The 15106-nt window shown below is 71.1% G+C and carries 11 protein-coding genes; 6 read left to right on the top strand and 5 right to left on the bottom strand.

Features of this window, described 5'->3' with window-relative positions; genetic code table 11:
- Window positions 1-22: 22 nt before the first annotated feature.
- Genes AW271_RS07040 through AW271_RS07030 form a run of 3 tightly spaced genes read right to left on the bottom strand, consistent with a single transcriptional unit; the run spans window position 23 to window position 3062 of the window.
- Window positions 23-1282 carry a tyrosine-protein kinase domain-containing protein gene (locus AW271_RS07040; RefSeq protein ID WP_062333762.1) on the bottom strand — a complete coding sequence of 420 codons (1260 nt, stop codon included), beginning with the start codon at window positions 1280-1282 and terminating at the stop codon, window positions 23-25.
- Window positions 1279-2271 carry a glycosyltransferase family 4 protein gene (locus AW271_RS40575; RefSeq protein WP_062333759.1) on the bottom strand — a complete coding sequence of 331 codons (993 nt, stop codon included), beginning with the start codon at window positions 2269-2271 and terminating at the stop codon, window positions 1279-1281. The genes AW271_RS07040 and AW271_RS40575 overlap by 4 nt, the downstream gene beginning before the upstream one ends.
- Window positions 2268-3062 (bottom strand): NAD-dependent epimerase/dehydratase family protein, encoded by a 795-nt coding sequence (locus AW271_RS07030; RefSeq protein WP_245652974.1) that lies wholly within the window; start codon window positions 3060-3062, stop codon window positions 2268-2270. The genes AW271_RS40575 and AW271_RS07030 overlap by 4 nt, the downstream gene beginning before the upstream one ends.
- 308 nt (window positions 3063-3370) lie before the next feature.
- Here AW271_RS07030 and AW271_RS07025 point away from each other — a divergent pair, with 308 nt between their 5' ends.
- Window positions 3371-4420 (top strand): glycosyltransferase, encoded by a 1050-nt coding sequence (locus AW271_RS07025; RefSeq protein ID WP_062333756.1) that lies wholly within the window; start codon window positions 3371-3373, stop codon window positions 4418-4420.
- Window positions 4421-4441: 21 nt separating this feature from the next.
- Here the strand turns inward: AW271_RS07025 and AW271_RS07020 are convergent, their stop codons facing one another.
- Window positions 4442-5200 (bottom strand): SDR family NAD(P)-dependent oxidoreductase, encoded by a 759-nt coding sequence (locus AW271_RS07020; protein WP_062333753.1) that lies wholly within the window; start codon window positions 5198-5200, stop codon window positions 4442-4444.
- Between the two features lie 512 nt (window positions 5201-5712).
- On the opposite strand from AW271_RS07020, the gene AW271_RS07015 reads away from it, so the two are divergent.
- The 5 genes from AW271_RS07015 to AW271_RS06995 all read left to right on the top strand — a co-directional run bounded on the left by AW271_RS07015 (window position 5713) and on the right by AW271_RS06995 (window position 13402).
- Entirely contained in the window at window positions 5713-6417 is a 705-nt protein-coding gene (locus AW271_RS07015) for a hypothetical protein (RefSeq protein ID WP_062333751.1), read from the top strand.
- Between the two features lie 9 nt (window positions 6418-6426).
- Window positions 6427-9366, top strand: coding sequence for an AAA family ATPase (locus AW271_RS07010; protein ID WP_062333748.1), 2940 nt, complete (start codon window positions 6427-6429; stop codon window positions 9364-9366).
- A gap of 114 nt (window positions 9367-9480) precedes the next feature.
- Window positions 9481-11298, top strand: a complete 1818-nt coding sequence (locus AW271_RS07005) for a M14 family metallopeptidase (RefSeq protein ID WP_062333743.1) — start codon at window positions 9481-9483, stop codon at window positions 11296-11298.
- Between the two features lie 28 nt (window positions 11299-11326).
- On the top strand, window positions 11327-11764 hold the full coding sequence (locus tag AW271_RS07000) for a hypothetical protein (protein ID WP_218007991.1): 438 nt from the start codon (window positions 11327-11329) through the stop codon (window positions 11762-11764).
- 135 nt (window positions 11765-11899) lie between these two features.
- Window positions 11900-13402, top strand: coding sequence for a S8 family peptidase (locus tag AW271_RS06995; protein WP_063817898.1), 1503 nt, complete (start codon window positions 11900-11902; stop codon window positions 13400-13402).
- A gap of 146 nt (window positions 13403-13548) precedes the next feature.
- Here AW271_RS06995 and AW271_RS06990 read toward each other — a convergent pair whose 3' ends face one another.
- Entirely contained in the window at window positions 13549-15090 is a 1542-nt protein-coding gene (locus AW271_RS06990) for an aldehyde dehydrogenase family protein (protein ID WP_062333741.1), read from the bottom strand.
- Window positions 15091-15106 lie beyond the last annotated feature (16 nt).

Below are 15106 nucleotides of genomic sequence, written 5' to 3'. Positions count from 1 at the left end.
GGCTGACGGTGAACGGTCGCGCCTACTGGAACGTCATCCGGTTCTCCGGATACGGCGAGCGGGGGCGGACGCGGGCGAAGGTCAGCACGCCGCCCACCACCCGGGCCCGCACCCGCGTGAGCTGCCCCACCGCCTGGGCGAGCGATTCGCGGCGGGTCCGGCCGGCGCGGCCGGCCAGCAGCACCCCGTCGCACGCCGTCGCGAGCGCCACGGCGTCGGTGACGGGCAGGATCGGGGGCGCGTCCACGATCACCAGGTCGTGGTCGGCCGTGAGGTCGGCCACCACGCGGCGCATCGCGGGCGAGCCGGCCAGCCCGCCCGGGTCGGTGGGCACCCGGCCGCTCGTCAGCACGTCGACGTCGCGCCAGCGCCGCAGCGCCTCGGGCAGCCGTGCCGAGCCGGCGAGCACGTCGGCCAGGCCCATCGGCGCGGTCAGGTCCAGGTAGCGGGCCAGGGAGGGTCGCCGCAGGTCGGCGTCCACCAGGGCGACCCGCCAGCCCGTCTGGGCCGCCGCCAGGGCCAGGTTGACGGCCAGGGTCGACTTGCCCTCGCCCGTGCCGCAGCTGGTGACCAGCAGCGAGCGGGGGCGGCCGTCGACGCCCACGAACTGCAGGTTCGTGCGCAGGGCGCGGTAGGCCTCGGCCCGGTGGCCGGTCGCGATCAGGGGGCGGCCACGCCCGATGACGCCCAGCGTGGGCGCGCCGGTGACCGCGGCGAGGTCGTCGCTGTCGGCGATCGTGGTGTCGAGGCGGGAGCGCAGCATGAGGAAGCCGTAGGCGAAGACCAGGGCCAGCAGGATCCCGGCGGCCACGTTGAGCGGGGGACGCGGCGAGACCGGGCGGAGCGGCGGGGTCGCCCGGTCGACCACGGTGACGCCGATCACCGAGCGTTTCTCCAGCGTGTGGATGAGGCCGCTGAGCTCGCCGCCGATGCGGTTGGCGACGCGGGCGGCCCGGAGCGGGTCGCCGTCGGTGACGATGGCGCGCAGCAGCACCGTGCCGGGCACGACCTCCGACCGCACGTCGAGCGTGGCCGGGTCGACGAGCTCGGCCGCCGCGACCTCCTGGAGCACCCGGCGGCTGGTGACGAGGCGGGCGTACGACTTCACCCGCTGCTGTGACAGCGGGTCGGCCGAGCCCTTCTGGTCGACAATCAGCGAGACCGCCGCCGCGTACCTGACCGGCATGTGGCCGGTCACCAGCAGCCCGCCCGCCGCGCCGCCGACGGCCGCCAGGAGCAGGATCCACCAGCCCCGGCGGACGAGCCGGAGATGTTCCCTCATACCGTCACCGCCGTCCGGTAGACGTCCACCTGCTGGAACGCGAGCACCCCGGCGACCGCCGCGGCCCCGGCGCCGAACAGGGCGACCAGGGGCGACAAGACGCCGAGTGTCATGGCCACCGCGAGCGCGCCGCTCACCGCCGCGCCGGTCGCGAGCGCGCCGACGATCACCGTCGTCGGCAGCCCGACCCGCCGCAGCCGGTGGGCCACGTGGTCGGTGCCGCCGCGCGTCAGCGGCCGGTGGTGGAGGGCGCGGGCGAGCAGCACGACGCCGGTGTCGACGGTCGCGGTGAACGTGGTCAGCAGCGCCCCGGCCGGGGCGTGGAAAGGACCGTCGAAGATCAGCAGCGCGCACCCGGCGACCATGAAGCCGACGAAGAGCGACCCGCAGTCGCCCATGAAGACCCGCGCCGGGGTCCAGTTGTGGAGGAGGAACCCGGCCGCCGCCCCGGCCAGCGCGAACGGCACCAGGGCGACCGGCCCGCTCCCGGCGGCCAGCGCGGCGGCGCCCAGGGTCAGGCCGGTCGCCGCCGTCACCGCGCCGAGCGCGCCGTCCATGTTGTCGAGCAGGTTGAAGGCGTTGGCGGCGAACACCAGCCAGGTCGCCGTCAGCGTCACGTCGAGCCACGGCACGCCGGTCAGGTCGGCCCGCACCCCGTTGACCGCGACCAGCAGGGCGGTCGGGGTCTCCACGGCCAGGCGCGGCAGCCGGCCCAGCGGGCGGGCGTCGTCGACCAGGCCGACCAGGGCGAACACCAGGCCGCCGAAGAACAGGGCGGGCACGCGGGGGTCGTCGGCCACGCCGGCGACGGCGGTGCCGAGGATGATGGCCGGGCCGCCCAGGCACGGGGTCGGGGCGCGGTGCGCCTTGTGCCCGCCGGGATGGTCGACCAGCCCGACCCGCAGGGCCAGGCGGCGCAGCGGCTCGACGGCCAGGGCGCCCACGACGGTCGCGGAGACGGCCGTGCCGAGCACGATCGCGGGGTTCACCGGACGCGGGCCTCGCTGATCGTGTCGAGCAGGATCTCGTCGAGGCTCCGCCGGGGCCGCCAGCCGGTCAGCGCCCGCAGCCGCGAGGCGTCGGCGACCCGGAAGCCGGGCTCGGGCGGGCCGCCGTGGAAGGTGACGCCCGAGGCGCTCCCGGCCAGTTCGACGATCGCCTTGGCGAGTTCCAGCACGCTGACCGCGTCGTCGGCGCCCACGTCGAAGATGCCGCCGAGGGCGAACGGCTCGTCGAGCAGCAGCGTCAGCGCCGCCACGACGTCGCGGACGTGGGTGAGGCAGCGTGGTTGCGACCCGTCGCCGGGCAGCACCAGGTCGACGCCCGCGAGCGCCTGCCGGACCAGCCTCGGCACCAGGTGCTCGTCGCGCTGCCGCGGCCCGGCCACGTCGAACAGCCGGGCCACCACGACGAGCAGGTCCTTCTCCGTCCGGTACGTCGCCCCGCGCGGCGCCTCCCCGGTGGAGAAGGCCGCGGCGTGGTCGTCGGTGGCCACCAGCACCTTGCGGTCGTGCCGCCGGGCCGCGTCGAGCACCACCTCGCCCCCGGCCAGGTGGACGACCGCGTCGCACCCCCCGACCAGGTCGCCGACCAGCGGGGCGTCCAGCGCCGACCCCTGGACGAACCGCAACGCCGGATGCCCGCGCAGGTGCCGCAGGTTGGCGGGGGACCCGGTGGACAGATCGTCCAGGACGGTGACCGTGTCGCCCCGGGCGAGCAGGGCCCCGGTCAGGTGCGAGCCGACGAAGCCGCCGCCCCCGGTGATCAGTTGGTGCGCCACGGTGCTCCTCGCTGTCAGTGGGCGAGAGAGACGGTAGAGACGACGCCGACACCGGCCGGCGCAGCCACGCGCGGGCTTGCGCCGCCTTTTGCGGATTATTGGCGACCCGCGCACATACCCGGGACGGGCGTCGCGCGCCCGGCCGCCCGCCGCATATCGGGGCGAACCGGCCCACCATGGCAAACGAGCCGCTAACCCTTCGCAAGCGCATGACATTCGCGCTGCTCAGAGCCGCCAAAGCGGCCTCAACTCAACGAGACTGCCCGCCGGGCAGACATACCGGAACAGGGTCGAAACGGGGGCCAGTGATGGGCGAGCGCATCAGGGTCATGCGGGTGATCACCGGACTGGACGCGGGCGGGCCCGCGCTCCAGGCCGTCACGCTGCTCGACCACCTCGATCCCGGCCGGTTCGAGCAGCGCCTCTACACCACGACGATGCACGAACGCGCGCACACCATCCCGGACGACAGCCCCCGGGCGCTGGCCCGGCTGGTCACCGAGATGCGCAGGTTCCGGCCGGACATCGTGCACACCCACACCGCCAGGGCGGGCGCGCTCGGCCGGCTGGCCGCGACGATGGCCCGGGTCCCGGCGCGGGTGCACACCTTCGACGTCCAGCCGCGCCGGGCCGCGGTCGAGCGGCGGCTGGCCCGGGTCAGCGACCGGCTGATCGCCGACTGCGCCCACGTCCGCGACGACCTGCTCGCCGCCGGGGTCGGCACGTCGCGCCAGTACGCCGTGATCCGCCCCGGCGTGCGGATGGCCGGCCGGCCGGCCCGGGAGGTGGCGCGGGCCCGGCTGGGGCTGCCGGCCGACCTCCCCGTGGTGGCGTTCGTCGGGAAGGTGACCAAGAACCGCCGGCCCGACCGGTTCCTCGACACCGTCGCGCTGGTGCTGCGCGGCCTGCCGATGACGAAGATCCTCGTCTGCGGCGGCGGCGACCTGGCCGCCGACCTGCGGGCCAAGGCGGTCAGGTTCGGCGACGCCGTCGCCTGGCTCAGCCGCCGCACCGACCTGGAGATCATCCACGCCGCCGCCGACGTCATGCTGCTGACCAGCGACTACGAGGGCATCCCGCTGGACCTCCTCAGGGCCGCCGCCTCGGGGGTCCCGGCGGTCGCCACGCGCGTCGGCGGGGTGCCCGAGGTCGTCGAGGACCGGGTGACCGGGCTGCTCACCGACCCCGACCCGGGGCTGCTGGCCGCCTCGGTCGTGCGTGTCCTGCGCGACCCCGGCTACGCGGGCCGCCTGGGCGACGCCGCCGCCCAGCGGGCCGGGCTCTACTTCGGGCAGTCGCGCTTCGTCGACGACGTGTCGGCCCTCTACCTGCGCCTGCACGAGGAGACCCGGTCATGATCGCCCTGGCAGTGGGCCCGGCTACCTGAACCGGCGGCCGATCTGGGTGGAGATGCGCGCGGTGAGGTTCTGCGGGAGCAGCCGGCCCACGCCGACGACCAGCTTGTAGCGCAGGTCGGGCACGCTGACCACCTTGCCGAGGGCCAGGTCGCGCATCGCGGCCTTCACCACGGGGTCGGCCTCCAGCCACAGGAACTCCGGGATGCTGGTGGTGTCCATGCCGGCCCGCTGGTGGAACTCGGTGTGCACGAAACCGGGGCACAACGCCATCACCCGCACGCCGTCGCCGGAGGTCTCGGCGGCGACCGCGCCGCTGAAGTTGACCACCCACGCCTTGGACGCGCCGTAGGTGCCCCGGGTGAAGAACGCCGCCACCGAGGCCACGTTGATCACCCCGCCCCGGCCCTTCGCCCGCATGTGGGGCAGGGCCGCGTAGGTGAGCCGCAGCACCGCCTCGCAGTGCACCTTCATCATGGTGAGCTCGTCTTCGACGGGCGCGCTGAGGAACATCGCCCGGTTGCCGAACCCGGCGTTGTTCACCAGCAGGTCGACCCCCTCGCGCAGCCGCTCCTCGACGACCTTCAGGCCGTCGTCGTCCGACAGGTCGGCGGGCAGCACCTCGGCGCGCACGCCGTAGCGGCGGCCGAGGAACGCGGCCTGCTCGGCCAGCCGGTCGCGGTCGCGGGCGACCAGCACGAGAGAGAAACCGTCGGCGGCCAGGCGGCGGGTGAACGCCGCGCCGATCCCGGCGGTCGCGCCGGTGACGAGTGCGGTGGGCATGGCCCGCAGCCTAGCCGCCCGCTGATCACCCTGCTCGCGGGCTACGCGGCCGCCCCCAGCCGGTCGATTACCGGGGTTCCGGTATGCCGCGATTCCTGCCTTTCGATAAGGCCGATATTGCCTTTCTGCTGCCGGTGTCGACCGCATCGTGAGATGGCAGGCATAAGCGGGCGTCGATAATCAGCAGGGATTCCGGGTCGTCGCAGGTCGGAGGGGGTGCCGATTCGTCCGGACGGCTCGCATCACGTAGGCTTCGGCAGTTCGTGCATCAACGGTCGATCTGGGGGAAAGTGCCGCTTACGCCTGGCTTACGGCATGAAGCCTACGCTGCCGCAAAAAGTTGACTTTTCGAGCCAGCGGTCCCCGCCGCTCTATGATCACGTCACAAATGCAGCTAAGCTCCGGGCAAGATTTGGTCAAGTTTTCCAAGATGTAACAACAGTCCCGGTAAGGGGATACTTGGAAAACGGGCACTACTACCTCGTAGACCCGCAAAGCGGAGGTATGGCCCTGTGAAGAGATGGCGGGCGGGGTCCGGCGCGGCGGCGGCCTTCGGGGTCGTCGCGATGATCGCCGGATTGGCCGGATGCGGCGGCTCGCAATACACATTCGTCCGTGACTCGGGCGGCAGCACCTACTTCAAAGTTCCGAACACCTGGCAGAAGGTCGACCAGAAGTCGGTCGACGCCGCGTTCCTCGGCGATCCGGCCTCAGCCACCTCCCAGGTGCTGAAACAGCGGATCTGGACGGCCGCCTACGACGGCCACACCCAGCCGTCGATCGACCACTTCCTGACCGGCGGGCCGGGAGGCGCGGACGAACCGTTCGCGTTCGCGATCGTGCAGACCCTCACCGACGACCAGCAGCAGGACGTGTCGCTCAACGCCCTGCGCACCCTGCTGAACTTCCCCGTCACGGCCACGGCCGCCGAACGCGCCGCGAACGAGGAGAACAAGCAGTATCCGTACAAGAACTTCGAGCTCACCGCCGACGACGTGCTCGAAGGCGACAACGGCGCCAAGGGCGTCCGGATGCAGTTCAGCCTCCGCTACATGGGCGGCCCCCTGCAGACCTTCCAGCAGACGAGCTGGGTGTCATCCGACGGCGGCAAGGTCTCGACGCTCCTGATCCGGTGCTCCGCGACCTGCTTCCAGCAGCGCCAGACCGAGCTCGACTCGATCGCGCAGTCGTTCAAGGTGAAGAACAACTTCGGGTAAGGAGCCCATATGAAGACGGCTTCCCCGCCGCAATACGAGGGCCTCCGGCCACCCGGATCAGGTCCCGACGACAGGGACCCGCGCACCCGCAAGAAGATGGCGTTCTGGGATCGCTCCAAGATCATCATCTTCCTCGTCTCGGCCTTCCTCATCCTCACCGTCAAGACGATGGGTGAGTTCGAAGGCGTCATGACCTTCTGGGACGCCCTGGTCTACCAGGCCGACGCGACCGGCTGGATCCTCTGGCTGATCGGCATCGACCTGCTCCGCCAGCTCCACTTCCTGATCTCCGAACGCTCCGCCGGCTACCACCGCCTGTGGACCAAGGGCATCTTCGGCGGCTTCGACCGCTGGGTGCACCGCAGGTTCAGCGACTGGACCCGCTACCGGCTGTCGCGGGCGATCAAGGTCGTCTTCTGGATCACGCTCATCGCCTTCATCCTCGCCGAGGTCCTGCCAGGGGACGTGTCGCCCATCATGGCGCTGTTCCAGGCCCCGGCGCTGCTGTGGCAGGCGATGCCGATGATCGCGCAGCTCGCCTTCGCGTTCTTCTTCATCGTGTTCCAGTTCATCGGCCTCTTCTGGTTCCTCTCCCGAGGCGGCGTCGAGACCTACTTCCCCGACGACATCAAGACGCGCTTCGACGACGTCTGGGGCCAGGATCACGTGGTCGAGCGCGTCAAGGAGAACATCGTCTTCCTGGAGCGCCCCGACGAGATCGAGCAGCGCGGCGGCTACGTGCCCAGCGGCCTCCTCCTGTGGGGCCCGCCCGGCACCGGCAAGACCCTGATGGCCGAGGCCGTCGCGGGCGAGACCGGCAAGCCCTACGTCTTCGTCGACCCGGGCGCGTTCACGAACATGTTCATGGGCATCGGCATCCTCAAGGTCAAGTCGCTGTTCCGCAAGCTGCGCAAACTGGCTCTCCGGTACGGCGGCGTCATCGTCTTCTTCGACGAGGCCGACTCGCTCGGCCGCCGCGGTTCACTCGCCCAGCAGGGCCCGCAGACCGGCCGGGGCTTCAGCCCCGCCTTCGGCGACGCCTGCCACGGCTTCTCCTACCTGTCCGAAGGCGCCCAGACCACGCTGTTCCAGCAGTCGTTCACCGCCTCCCGTGCGGCCGAGGCGCCCGACACGGGCCGCCGCAGCCGCTTCATGATGGGCGGCAACATGATGGGCGGCGGCGGTGACATGGGCACCCTGCAGGCCCTGCTCACCGAGTTGTCGGGTCTGAAGAAGCCGCGCGGCATCGTCAACCGGCACGTCCGGCGACTGCTCGGCATGCGCCCGAAGCCGCCGCCCAAGTACCGCATCCTCGTCATGATGGCGACGAACATGCCCAACGCGCTCGACGAGGCGCTCCTGCGGCCCGGCCGCATCGACCGCATCTACAAGGTCGGCTATCCGTCCAAGCCCGGACGCATCCGCACCTACCAGGGCTACTTCGACAAGGTGCGGCACGAGCTGACCGACGAGCAGATCGACAAGCTCTCCACGATCACCCCCTACGCCACCGGCGCGACCATCAAGGACCTGGTGAACGAGTCCCTGATCACCGCGATCCGCGACGGGCGCGAGGTGATCACCTGGGCCGACGTCACCAAGGCCAAGCGGCTCAAGCAACTCGGCCCGCCCGAGGACGTCGAGTACATCGAGCGCGAGCGGCACGCGGTCGCCGTTCACGAGGCCTGCCACGCGGTGGTCGCCTACCGCACCCGCCAGCACCTCGAGATCGACATCGCGACGATCGAGAAGGGCGCCGACTACCTGGGCATGGTCTCCAGCATCAAACCGGAGGACCAGTTCACCCGATGGAGGTCGGAGCACGAGAGCGACATCATGGTGTCGGTCGCCTCGCTGGCCGGTGAGCGCATGTTCTTCGGCGACGACAACTCCTCCGGCGTCTCGGGCGACCTGATGAGCGCGACCTACGTCGCGGGCCTCATGGAGACCCACTGGGGCATGGGCGCCGGCGTCTCCGCGCTGCCCGCGCTGCAGGAACTCGGCCTCACCTCCATCGGCAGCCCCGACCAGCGGCGCAAGTCGCCGGGCGGGACGATCGGGTTCCTCGCGCCCAACCTGTCCGACCGGCAGAACGAGATCGAACCCGGCGGCGCCTCGACCCGCATCGAGTTCCTGCTCACCAGGATGCTGGAGAAGACCGAGGAACTCCTCAAGGAGAACCGCGCCGAGGTGCTGGCCGTCGCGCACGCCCTGGAGACCCACAAGACCCTCAACGGCGAAGACGTGATGGCCGTCATCGAGCGGACCGCGGGCCCGCTCATCGACGGCACCGTCTACGCCGACGAGGACTTCCAGCGCGACCTCGAGGACTACCACGAGGCGGCCGTCACGGCCCACCGTGAACACACCAAGGTCACGGTTCCGCTGCCGCAGCCCGCGTCCCGCGTGCTGGCGCTCGAACCGGCGGCGGTGCTCATGCACAGCGGCGCCGGGATCCCGGTCTTCGCCCCGGCGACGCCCGGCCAGGTCGTGCCGGTCAACGGCAACGGGAACGGGTCGGTCGACTTCGTCCCGTGGGCGAGCACGAACGGCAACGGCGTGCCGCTGCCTCCGCCGCCGCCCGACGCGGCGGCGGGCAGGCCCGAGAGCTCGCGGTCACGCGGTCTGCTCTGGGGGCTGTTCGGGGCGGCGCTCGCGCTGGCCGCGCTGGTGCTCGTGGTGATCGCCGTGTCCGGCGGCTCCATGAACGGCGCGACCGAGGTGGTGCCGGGCCTGGCGACCGGCACGGTCATCGTGTTCTTCCTGATCCTGCTCGGGTTCGTCGCCATCCTGGCCATCGTGGTCGGGGTGATCCGGGCCCAGCAGGCCAACCGGCGGCGTGCCGAGGAGGCCAGGGACCGGGCGAACGAACGGGCCCAGCTCCTCGCCGCCGCGATGGACCCCGAAGTGGCCATGAGGTTGCTCGGATACGACGGCCGGGAGAAGTAGAAAACACAGAATTGCCGCAAGCCCCCGCCGTCCCGAGCGCTCGGGACGACGGACTTGCCGGAAGATCGTGAGTCGGCCTTGCCTCCGTGGCGGGGCCGATTCACTTTTGTCGACATGAAGCAGCGCCTGACAGTCGTTCTCACGCTGATCGTCCTGGTCCTGACCACGGGCCTGACGAGCGCCGGAGCCGGGGCCGAACCCCCGCCCAACCGCCAGTACACCGTCGATGGAGTGAGCACCCAGGAGCAGCGCACCGCCGTCTCCCGGACGGGCGCCGCCATCGACGAGGTCGCCGCCGACCGGATCGTCGTCACCGCGTCGGCCGAGGAGGTCGCGGCCATCAGGGCCCTGGGCCACACCGTCACCGCCGCCCCGAACCGGCTCGCCCCCGTCGTGCCGCAGCCGCTCGACTTCCCGCCCGCCGACAGCGCCTACCACAACTTCGCCGAGCTCAACACGGTGGTGAACGCGGCCCTGTCGGCCCACCCGTCGATCATCCGCAAGGTGTCGATCGGCACGTCGTACCAGGGCCGGGAGCTGTTCGCGCTGAAGATCAGCGACAACGTCGCCACCGACGAGAACGAGCCCGAGGTGCTGTTCACCCACAGCCAGCACGCGCGTGAGCACCTGACCGTCGAGATGGCGATCTACCTGATGAACCTGCTCACCGACTCCTACGGATCCGACTCGCGCATCACGAACATCGTCGACTCGCGCGAGATCTGGATCGTCCCGAACATGAACCCCGACGGCAGCGAGTACGACATCGCCACCGGCTCCTACCGCAGCTGGCGCAAGAACCGCCAGCCCAACAGCGGGTCGAGCGCGATCGGCACCGACCTGAACCGCAACTGGGCCTACAACTGGGGCTGCTGCGGCGGATCGTCCGGCACCACCTCCTCCGACACCTACCGCGGCCCGTCGGCCGAGTCGGCGCCCGAGGTCAAGGCCGTGGCCGACTTCGTCCGCGGCCGCGTCGTCGGCGGCACGCAGCAGATCAAGGCGCACATCGACTGGCACTCCTACGGCGAGCTGATCCTGTGGCCCTACGGCTACACCACCGCCAACACCGCCCCCGGCCTGACCCAGGACGACCGCGACGCGCACGCCGTGCTCGGCCAGCAGATGGCCGCCACCAACAACTACACCCCCGAGCAGGCCAGCGACCTCTACATCACCGACGGCTCGATCGACGACTGGATGTGGGGCGCGTACAAGATCTTCTCGTACACGTTCGAGATGTACCCGGTGGCGTCCAACCCCGGCTTCTACCCGCCCGACGAGGCGATCGTGCCGCAGACCACCCGCAACCGCGAGGCCACGCTGCTGCTCCTGGAGAACGCCGACTGCGTCTACAAGGTGATCGGCAAGCAGTCGCAGTACTGCGGCGGCGGCCCGCCCGTCACCACCGTCTACAGCGACGACTTCGAGGCCGGCTCCTCCTGGACCGCCAACCCGCTCGGCACCGACACCGCGACCATCGGCCAGTTCGTCCGGGCCAACCCCGACGCCACCACCTCCAGCGGCGCCAAGCAGCTCGGCACCACCGTCAGCGGCTCGTTCGACCTGGTCACCGGCCCGCTCGCGGGCGCCTCGGCGGGCGACTACGACCTCGACGGCGGCGTCACCTCGATCCGCTCCCCGCAGATCGCCCTGCCCGCCACGGGCACCCTGACGTTGTCGTTCTCCTGGTACTTAGCCCACGGCAGCAACTCCTCGAACACCGACTACCTGCGCGTGTCGGTCAACGGCACCCAGGTCTTCCAGCAGTTGGGCGCGGCCAGCAACCGGAACGGCGCGTGGGCCACGGCCTCGGTGAACCTGGCGGCCTTCGCGGGCCAGAACGTGCAGATCACGGTCAGCGCGGCCGACACCGGCACCGCCTCACTGGTCGAGGCCGCCGTCGATGATGTGAAGATCACCCGGCAGTAATGGACTAGCTACCCTTACCGGTGTAAACGTGGCATGTGTGATTAACGACCGGTCGCGGGGCCCCGAACGGGAGCTCGCCGTCCTGCTCCGCACCGGCCCGTTCGAACGTGCGCTCCGGGCCGCCATCGCGGCCCGGGGGCTGTCGCTGGAACGCCTGCACGTGCGCCTCGCCGAGCGCGGCGCGCACGTCAGCCTGGCCAGCCTCAGCAACTGGCAGCGCGGCCGCTCCCGTCCGGAGCGGTCGCACTCACTTGCGGCGGTGCGGGAGCTGGAGTCGATCCTCGGGTTGCCGGCCGACTCGCTCGTCGCCCTGCTCGGGCCGCGGCGGCCTCGGGGGCGCTGGCTGGCACATGATCCACTGGCGATCAGGCAGCAGTTGCGCGACCTCGTCGAGGCCCTCGACGACGACGAACTGCCGACTGTACTAGCAGTCGTGCGCGCCCTCAGGGCCTCAGACCGGAAATGATATACCGCCGGTTTTGACCGGAAATTTCCTGGAAGCTCAGCACAGGCGATTAGTTCCGCCCTATCTGACCTGGCGTTTCGTCATGCCCTCATTCGGGCCTTTCGTATGCGTGCGCCACCCAGGAAAGGACCCCCGATGCACCGAATCCCCCGAGTCGCGGCGCTGCTTGCGGCCACCGCGCTCGCGGGCGCGTCGCTCGCCGCCCCCGTCCAGGCCCGTACGGCCGTGGTGGCGGGGACGGACAACCCCGGCGCGATCCCCGGCAGCTACATCGTCGTGCTGAAGCCGACGGCGGACGTGCGCGCCCAGTCCCGCGACCTCGCCGCCGAGAACGGCGGTCAGGTGAAGAACGTGTACAACCGGGCCATCAAGGGCTTCTCCATCAACGCCACCGCCAAAGAGGCCCGCGCGCTCGCCGCCGACCCCGACGTCGCCTACGTCGAGCAGGACGCCGTGGTGACGATCGACGCCGAGCAGGCCAACCCGCCGTCGTGGGGCCTCGACCGCATCGACCAGCGGGCCCTTCCGCTGAACTCCCGCTACACCTACTCCGGGACGGGGTCGGGGGTGACGGCGTACATCATCGACACCGGCATCCTCACCACGCACCAGGACTTCGGCGGCCGGGCCGTCTCCGGCAAGGACTTCGTGTCGGGCGACAACGACGCGACCGACTGCAACGGCCACGGCACCCACGTCGCCGGGACCGTCGGCGGCACCGCTTACGGGGTGGCCAAGCAGGTCAAACTGGTCGGCGTGCGGGTGCTCGACTGCGCCGGGCGCGGCAGCAACTCCGGGGTCATCGCCGGCATCGACTGGGTGACCGCCAACGCGGCCAAGCCCGCCGTCGCCAACATGTCGCTGGGCGGCTCGGCCTCGACCGCCGTGGACACGGCCGTGAAGAACTCCATCAAGTCGGGCGTCACCTACGGCCTGGCGGCCGGCAACAGCAGCATGAACGCCTGCTCGTCGTCGCCGTCGCGGGTGCCCGAGGGTATCACGGTCGGGGCCACGGCCAAGAACGACGCCCGCGCGTCGTACTCCAACTACGGCGACTGCCTCGACCTGTTCGCGCCCGGCACCGACATCACCTCGGCCTGGTACAACTCGCCGACCGCCAAGAGCACCATCAGCGGCACGAGCATGGCGACCCCCCATGTCGTGGGGGCGGCCGCCCTCGTTCTCTCCGGTACGCCGACCGCGACCCCGGCGCAGATCAGGGACACCCTGGTGAAGAACGGCGTGACCGGCGCGGTGACCAACCCGGGCAGCGGCTCGCCGAACGTCCTGCTGAACACGTCGGGCGGCACGTCCACCCCGTCCCCGTCCCCGTCGCCCTCGCCCACCCCGTCGCCGACGCCCACCCCGTCGCCTTCGGCCTCGCCCTCGCCATCGGCTTCGCCCAGCCCCACCTCCTCGCCGCGCCCCTCGGCGTCGCCGACGCCGACCGCGCCCGCGAAGAAGTGCGTGACCGCGACGAACAACACGCACGTCTCGGCCGGCCGGGCCTACGTGGAGTTCTTCTTCCTCGTGTACGCCGAGGGCTCCAACGACTACCTCGGCCTCACCGGCAGCACCCAGCGCAGCCTCCAGGAAACCCGTTCGGGCTACTGGGACCTGGTCTCCCGCTGCGCGTGACCACAGGCTGAAAAGGTCCGGCTCCGGCGTGGGGGCCGGACCTTTTCACGTCGCGGCGAGTTGGCTGAGCGGTTGGTTGCCGCCGGATACGGCGCGGGGCCGGAGCGGCGGGCGGCGCCGGGGTGGGCGGAGCCGTAACGGAAAAATCAGATTTTGTATTCGAGGTCGGGGACGATCTCCGCCACGTCCATCTGGGCCTTCTGCAGGCGGCCCGAATAGTCCCAGTTCATCGCCTGCCAGCGGGTGAACTGGTCGAGCACCCACATGCCCGACTGGCGGCTGCCGTTGCCCGATTTGCCGTTTCCGCCGAACGGCAGGTGCGCCTCCGCGCCCGACGTCGAGTTGTTGACGCTGACCATCCCGGCCGACACCCCGGCCCGGAAGCGGAAGGCCGCCTGCGGGTCGCGGGTGTAGATCGACGACGACAGGCCGTAGCCGGGCAGGTTGGCCAGCTCGATCGCCTCGTCGAGGGTGGAGAAGGTGGTCACGCCGACGATCGGGCCGAACGTCTCCTCCAGGAACAGCCGGTCGGTCGGCCGGACGCCGTCGACGATCACCGGGTGGTAGAACAGGCCCTCGTTCGGGTCGTCGCCGAGGAAGTGGCCGCACGGGTTCGACTCGGTGATGCGGCCGACCGGGCCGGTGACCGTGTGGTGGTCGCCGATCCAGGTCAGGAACTCCTCGTAACGGTCGGCGAACTTCTGGTCGAGCATCGGGCCCATCAGCACCTTGCGGGCCGGATCGCCGACATACGCCGACTGCGCGGCGGCCGTGAACCGGGCCACGAAGTCGTTGTGGATCGACTCGTGGACGATCACCGTGCCGAGCGAGGTGCAGCGCTGACCGGCGGTGCCGAACCCGGCGAACAGGGCGCCCTCGGTGGCGAGGGTCAGGTCGGCGTCGGGCATGACGACCATCGGGTTCTTGCCGCCCAGCTCCAGGCACGGCGACTGCAGGTGCCGCCCGCACAACTCGCCGATCGTGCGCCCGACCTCGGAGGAGCCGGTGAAACCCACCTTGTGGACGACGCCCTCGCCGAGCGCCGTCTCCAGCCCGGCGAAGGTCTGCGCCCCGTCGGCGAAGACGACGTTGAACACCCCGTCGGGCAGCCCGGCGGCCGAGAAGATCCGGTGCAGCGCGGCGGCCGAGGCGGCGGCGTACTCGGCGGGCTTCCACACCACCGCGTTCCCGCACAGCAGGGCCGGCACCAGGTACCACGACGGCACCGCCACCGGGAAGTTCCCCGCCGTGATCACCGCCGCGACCCCGACCGGGGTGCGGAACGTGAACAGGTTCTTGTCGGGCATCTCCGACGGAACGGTCTGCCCGTAGAGGCGCCGCCCCTCGCCGATGAAGAAGTCGCAGGTGTCGACGATCTCCCGTACCTCGCCCAGCGCCTCGGCGTAGGGCTTGCCGATCTCCTCGCTGACCAGCCGCGCCAGCGCCTCGGCGTTGGCCTCCACGAGCCGCCCGATCGACGCGATCACCCGCCCGCGCACCGGCGCCGGCACCCGCGCCCAGTCATGCTGCGCGGCGGCGGCGTTCCGGCACGCCGCCGCGAACGTCGCCGCGTCGGCCAGGGCGACCTCGGCGACGACCTCCTTCAACCGGGCGGGGTTCCGGGACAGATAGGGCGTGCCGGTCGGCTCGTCCTTCCCTCCGATGACGGAAACGATCTGCCGGGTCATCGTGCGACCTCCTCGT

Source organism: Herbidospora sakaeratensis (genome assembly GCF_001570525.1).
In the GTDB taxonomy this organism is placed as follows: domain Bacteria; phylum Actinomycetota; class Actinomycetes; order Streptosporangiales; family Streptosporangiaceae; genus Herbidospora; species Herbidospora sakaeratensis.
This window is presented reverse-complemented; position numbering and strand designations above follow the sequence as displayed.

Coding starts and splice junctions, on each gene's coding strand:
- AW271_RS07040 (WP_062333762.1), bottom strand. CDS start 1,282: ATGAGGGAACATCTCCGGCTCGTCCGCCGGGGCTGGTGGATCCTGCTC.
- AW271_RS07025 (WP_062333756.1), top strand. CDS start 3,371: ATGGGCGAGCGCATCAGGGTCATGCGGGTGATCACCGGACTGGACGCG.
- AW271_RS07020 (WP_062333753.1), bottom strand. CDS start 5,200: ATGCCCACCGCACTCGTCACCGGCGCGACCGCCGGGATCGGCGCGGCG.
- AW271_RS07010 (WP_062333748.1), top strand. CDS start 6,427: ATGAAGACGGCTTCCCCGCCGCAATACGAGGGCCTCCGGCCACCCGGA.
- AW271_RS07005 (WP_062333743.1), top strand. CDS start 9,481: ATGAAGCAGCGCCTGACAGTCGTTCTCACGCTGATCGTCCTGGTCCTG.
- AW271_RS06995 (WP_063817898.1), top strand. CDS start 11,900: ATGCACCGAATCCCCCGAGTCGCGGCGCTGCTTGCGGCCACCGCGCTC.
- AW271_RS06990 (WP_062333741.1), bottom strand. CDS start 15,090: ATGACCCGGCAGATCGTTTCCGTCATCGGAGGGAAGGACGAGCCGACC.